Consider the following 4,881-nt stretch of genomic DNA (forward strand, 5'->3'; position numbering starts at 1 on the left):
CATTCAGATCGGCTCTAATATCGGGATAGTTGGGAACTTCTGCTATAACATTACCTGCATCATCTTTGATTTTTTCTGTACCTAGAGTCTTGCGTCTTTCATCAAGATATTCACAGCCAGAAGCGAATAACGGGCATTTCTGACAGATTTTGCTACCTTTACCGCTATAAGCATTTAGCTGCAGTTTATAGGCGGTATTAAACAAGTTGTATTCTACACAAGGAGGTTTTATATCTGGCACTTTGCCAGATGGTGTAGATACTTGGTAAGGATTGCCTAATGGAGTCTGCTTACTGTGGTCGTAGGTCTGCCCGCTATGTTTGGCAATCAAATCCTTACGATGCTCGACAGTGGCTACGGTAGGGTTTCGGTGATTTGATGCTGCAAATACTGTCCGCTGTATGCCATCCAGTTTTGATGCTGTTAGGTTGCCGTAAACATGAGATTTACCTTCCCCACAATCATGTTTGTCTAGTATGAAATTCCATCCTTTGGCGATCGCTTCTCGCATTGGAGCATCTCCCCATACTCTTAAATCAAATCTGATTTCAGGTTCGGAGATTAACCAATTTTCGGACTCCAACAACTTTTTATATTCGGAGTAGGTGGGGATGCTTCCAGGTCCAGTGTATTCAATGTAAGGCCGACCTAGCTTGAGCAGGGAAGTCCATAAGGTAATGGCACTACTGCTAGCATTCTGATTTTTGATATCTGTTGCAGACATCAAAATGGCTTTGCCTGCTTCGACTTCAGGTTTTACTGTGGGAGAGAGTTTTTGGATTTTTCCGCCTACAAACTTGGCTAATTTACTAGCTTCCCTGGTAAACCCAATTTTTTCCCACCATTCCTGTTTGGAGATTTCTTTTCCACCGTTGGGGTGATGCTTATCTCTGTACTCCTCCCAGGCGATCGCGCTAGAGATAATCTGGCCAATATCTCCCCCGGCTACAACGTAATCATCGATGGCATTTTTGCCATTGGCCATTGATGGTAGCATTCCGACTCGGACTTTACACCCTGATTTATCTAATAATTTGGCTGTGGCAATAGTGGCCTTATAGACTTGGACTTTTGTTTTAAGCTTGGGGTCATCATCAAAGATGATTTTAACTGGCCTTCCTGCTTGAGCAAACAAGGCCAAATCTGGAATCAGATGATCGTTAATTTTTGTTACGTTATCATTCCATCGCCGACCCATCCAGATTCCAGGCAAGGGAATGGCCACATATCCGAGGGACAATAAGCACCCGGCCTTTTTCTCCCCTTCAACGAGAATGATGGGAATTTCTGGATGTTGTAGGACCCAGTGCCAAAATCCGCCTGGATGTTGTTTTTCTTCTGCTGAGATTGGGACATTGTACCGCTGGCTTATTTTCTCCCAGAGCTGATCGAAGATTTGGAGGAGGACTAGCCTACTTGCTATTCCAGTGGGCGATCGATATTTAGGTTTTTCTTCTTTCCCTGACTTGTGGTTGAAATATGCCTTCGACAGTGGAGTGTCGGGGTCTGGCTTGAATCGGCCCCATTCCATAACGTCCCAGGTGAAGGGGTCGATGCCAGAGACCCACCAGCCAGAGGATTCTAAACAATTGTCAAACTTCCTCAGCCCAGAAGCATCAAGTCGGCCTGAGTTGGTGCGATTAGGGTCGGGATGGAGCAGGTCAAAGAGTTTGGAGGATGGGCTGTATCCTTCTACTTTGTTGATGCTATGGACGTTGAGATTTACGATTTCTTGGAGGACTGCGGACTTTCTGACCCACTCGTCCAAATGTGTTTGATTTATGTTCATGGTGGCCTACTAATGTTGTGATGTAGGCCGGATGAGTTTCAAGTTAGATATGTATTGCCTCTAAATTCTAAAATCCGGGATCAATCCGCGTTCAATCCGCGATTTTTGCGCGGATCGAGTTGACTATACCTATATATAGTTGTTAGAATTTGACCAAAGTTAATTTTCAAGGTTATTTGAATTAAGGGGTCTACATCTTTGTCCGGCCTTTTATGACTTGGCCTTGGAAGTAAATAGACCTGTTGCTTTAGCTTCAGGCACAATACATGAGTTTTACTCATTCGAGCCTACTTCAAAGAAAATCGCGTTATTGTTTGTCAGACGGTGGGCGCGATTTTCTGCTTTTTGGACATAAAACTAATTTACTACAAAAATCTGATATAAAAAATCAATAAATCTTCAATAAATCTTGGTTGCTTAAGGAAATGTTGAAATAAGAAGGTTTAGAGGTTCCTATCTATCGATCTAGTAAATCGGATTATTCATTTAAGTATAGGCTCAAATTAAACTTACCTTAAAGGTACTTAAACTAATAATTATGTATGGGACGAGATTGCAATTGATTCTACAATAATTGAAATAATAAAATAGTAATAATAAAGGACAAATTAGGTACTAACATGAGACCTTCAGAGTATTTGCAAAAATGGATGCCAATAAAATACGGTATTCATCCTAACCAAAGAGGATACAAGACTAAAGCGATTCTTGAATTAGAGGAGGTAACAGGTTTGTCTGGTACATCTATCAAAAAATGGCCAAATTTAGAGACCAATACGGCCTATGTTTTAAAACTATTAGATTATGCCGATTTAGTTAACAGTTTAGGGATAGCGATGAAAAAATATAAAAATACTGTCGCTAAATTGTGACCGCTATGGTACTATGTATCTATAGGGAGAGGAGAAGGAGTTAGTTGCTCTGATGAACCATAACTCACCTAAAAAATAGATATATAGTCGGGCTATTGCAGAGTTGACGCCTCTACAGTAACCCTGGCCCCAAAGTTAACCATATTTAACTAAGAGGATACCCATGACCGTAGCATTAGAACGGCCAATGAGTCCAGCCTGCGACTCAACATTGGCTGATGATATTCGACATTTAGTGGATAGTCTTGACGAAAAAATCTACAACATCGAAAAGGACTATCAAGAAATTTTTCAGTGTGAAGTCATATTAATAGACGATCGCTCTCAGCATTGGGAAGTAGAGCTGCACGACAACGGCACTATAGAACTACTCCATCAGCAGTATGAAAATGACCAATTAATTGATATTGGCTTCTGTGAAATTAATCACCTAGCTCAGTTTATCAAAGCATTTGTGACCGACGAAACTTGGCAGCAGATTAAAGATATTGCCTACGAGAAGAGTGAATACTATGGGCAATATGAAGATTCTCTGGCACGAATAGCAGAACTAGCTCATTTACCTATACCTAGTCCAGGATTGCCTTTCATCAAAGTCCGGGCACTCAGGGAATATGCGATCGCTGAAGACTTATAAGTCCTGTGCCTCAAAAGCCTTGATACTATTAGGCTTTTTGATTTTCGTACATTTTTTCAATAATCAAGAATGCAGACGCATGAATTGAGCTGCATTCAAATATCAACGCATCAACAATTATTTAAGGAGAAATAAACCAATGGCATATTGTCTCGGCTACTACGGTGCCAGCGATAAAGTAAACCATGACCTCAACTACGATGGGGCACCTCCAAAAGTGACTGATGACCAACGCAAAGCTATAGAAGAAGCTGTAGCAGCAGTAATTCCAGAGATTAAGAATTTGGATAAACGCGATCGACGGGCTGTGGTTCGGTGGGTCATTAACGAAGGTTATTAATTTGTAAGTAAATCACGGACTGCATAATGTCGGAGTATCAACAATGCCAGTAAAACCTAAAGGAGTTGTACTAGCTGAGTTTGTAGCAGAGGGTAAAGCTGTCAGAGCGCGATACAAAACCGATCATCTTGAATGGATTACAATCGCCTCTTGTCGAACCATCAAGCAAGCTCAAGCCTTAACTACACAACTAAACCAGCAATTACAAGGAATGGAAAATAATGAACATTAAACAACTAGCAGCAGAAATCTATAGAGATTTAGCTGTTCAAATAGGAAAACAACACGAAGTATGGGAAGAGCCTTTAGAGGGTGAAAAAGAATGGGGCGACCCTGGATACAATGCTGAAACCGTAGAGAAATGCTTATCTGAATCCGCTAAATTTGCCATGAAAGCAGCCGATATATTTGAAGCGGAGGTCAAGAACAATGGATAAGATTTACATCAAAAAACAGGCATTAAGAATGCGTGAGTATATAAAGACCCCTCATCTGTATCTGGATGCAGTATATAGATTGCTAAGTAATGCAAATGCAATTCCAGTCAGTTATGAGAACTCCGACAACCTCACAGAAGCAGATATCAAGAAAGCAGAAACTATCGCAGCGAAGGCATTGAAAGATGGCATTAATACAATCTTGAAAGCTGAAATCAATCATCTAGCTAGAGAACTGGCCTTACTGTCAGGATATGTTTTCCCCGAACGCTATGACTTTTTCAGTAGTCTTAATCCCCGCGCTCAACACTTTGAATCTTTAGCCATCAGGGCGTTTGAAGTGATTCAAGGGGTAATATTAGATGCTTAAACTGTTGTATTTCAGCATCTTCACTGCTCTATCCTGGCTAGCTGCAATTGAAATCATCTGTGCCCTGACTTAACCAAAAGCCCCTATTTCCAATAGCTAGGGGCGCTACAAATCAAACATTGCTATGAAATCATTACTCAAACCAATTCCAGAAATCGACCCAATCATCCTCTTGAAAGAACCGTACAACTTCAAAGAATCGGAACTAGCATCAGCCCTCGGTTGCTCCCGACATAGCGTTGCATCATGGCGCTATAACCGCCGTCAACCTCAAACTTGTATCAGAAAACTAGCAGCAGTTGTACAGAGAAAAGCAGACAAGCGCTTGCACAAACTGAATTCTTAAGCTCCCGTTTCAATTCACAACATAAAAACACAAAAACTAGTGGGACTTACACAACTTAACTGGCCAAATTAGACTATAATGCTTGTAAAT

Annotated in this window: 8 protein-coding genes; 7 read left to right on the forward strand and 1 reads right to left on the reverse strand. The window is 41.1% G+C overall.

The window, feature by feature from the left end; all coding sequences use genetic code 11:
- On the reverse strand, nucleotides 1-1,789 hold a 1,789-nt coding region (locus tag AC3DU7_RS25280), incomplete at its 3' end, for a DUF3854 domain-containing protein (RefSeq protein WP_488042046.1).
- 620 nt (nucleotides 1,790-2,409) lie between these two features.
- Here AC3DU7_RS25280 and AC3DU7_RS25285 point away from each other — a divergent pair.
- The 7 genes from AC3DU7_RS25285 (at nucleotide 2,410) to AC3DU7_RS25315 (ending at nucleotide 4,791) form a co-directional block, all read left to right on the forward strand.
- The gene (locus tag AC3DU7_RS25285; RefSeq protein ID WP_293127612.1) at nucleotides 2,410-2,661 is read left to right on the forward strand and encodes a hypothetical protein; all 252 of its coding nucleotides are present in this window, start codon (nucleotides 2,410-2,412) and stop codon (nucleotides 2,659-2,661) included.
- Nucleotides 2,662-2,824: 163 nt separating this feature from the next.
- Nucleotides 2,825-3,298 carry a hypothetical protein gene (locus AC3DU7_RS25290; protein WP_488042047.1) on the forward strand — a complete coding sequence of 158 codons (474 nt, stop codon included), beginning with the start codon at nucleotides 2,825-2,827 and terminating at the stop codon, nucleotides 3,296-3,298.
- A gap of 139 nt (nucleotides 3,299-3,437) precedes the next feature.
- Complete coding sequence (locus AC3DU7_RS25295; protein WP_488042048.1) at nucleotides 3,438-3,638, forward strand: hypothetical protein; 201 nt, start codon at nucleotides 3,438-3,440, stop codon at nucleotides 3,636-3,638.
- 43 nt (nucleotides 3,639-3,681) lie between these two features.
- The gene (locus AC3DU7_RS25300; protein ID WP_488042049.1) at nucleotides 3,682-3,870 is read left to right on the forward strand and encodes a hypothetical protein; all 189 of its coding nucleotides are present in this window, start codon (nucleotides 3,682-3,684) and stop codon (nucleotides 3,868-3,870) included.
- Nucleotides 3,860-4,075 carry a hypothetical protein gene (locus AC3DU7_RS25305; protein WP_488042050.1) on the forward strand — a complete coding sequence of 72 codons (216 nt, stop codon included), beginning with the start codon at nucleotides 3,860-3,862 and terminating at the stop codon, nucleotides 4,073-4,075. The genes AC3DU7_RS25300 and AC3DU7_RS25305 overlap by 11 nt, the downstream gene beginning before the upstream one ends.
- Nucleotides 4,068-4,445, forward strand: coding sequence for a hypothetical protein (locus AC3DU7_RS25310; protein ID WP_488042051.1), 378 nt, complete (start codon nucleotides 4,068-4,070; stop codon nucleotides 4,443-4,445). The genes AC3DU7_RS25305 and AC3DU7_RS25310 overlap by 8 nt, the downstream gene beginning before the upstream one ends.
- Before the next feature lie 124 nt (nucleotides 4,446-4,569).
- Nucleotides 4,570-4,791, forward strand: a complete 222-nt coding sequence (locus AC3DU7_RS25315; protein WP_293127137.1) for a hypothetical protein — start codon at nucleotides 4,570-4,572, stop codon at nucleotides 4,789-4,791.
- Nucleotides 4,792-4,881 lie beyond the last annotated feature (90 nt).

The organism is Okeania sp. (assembly GCF_983059655.1).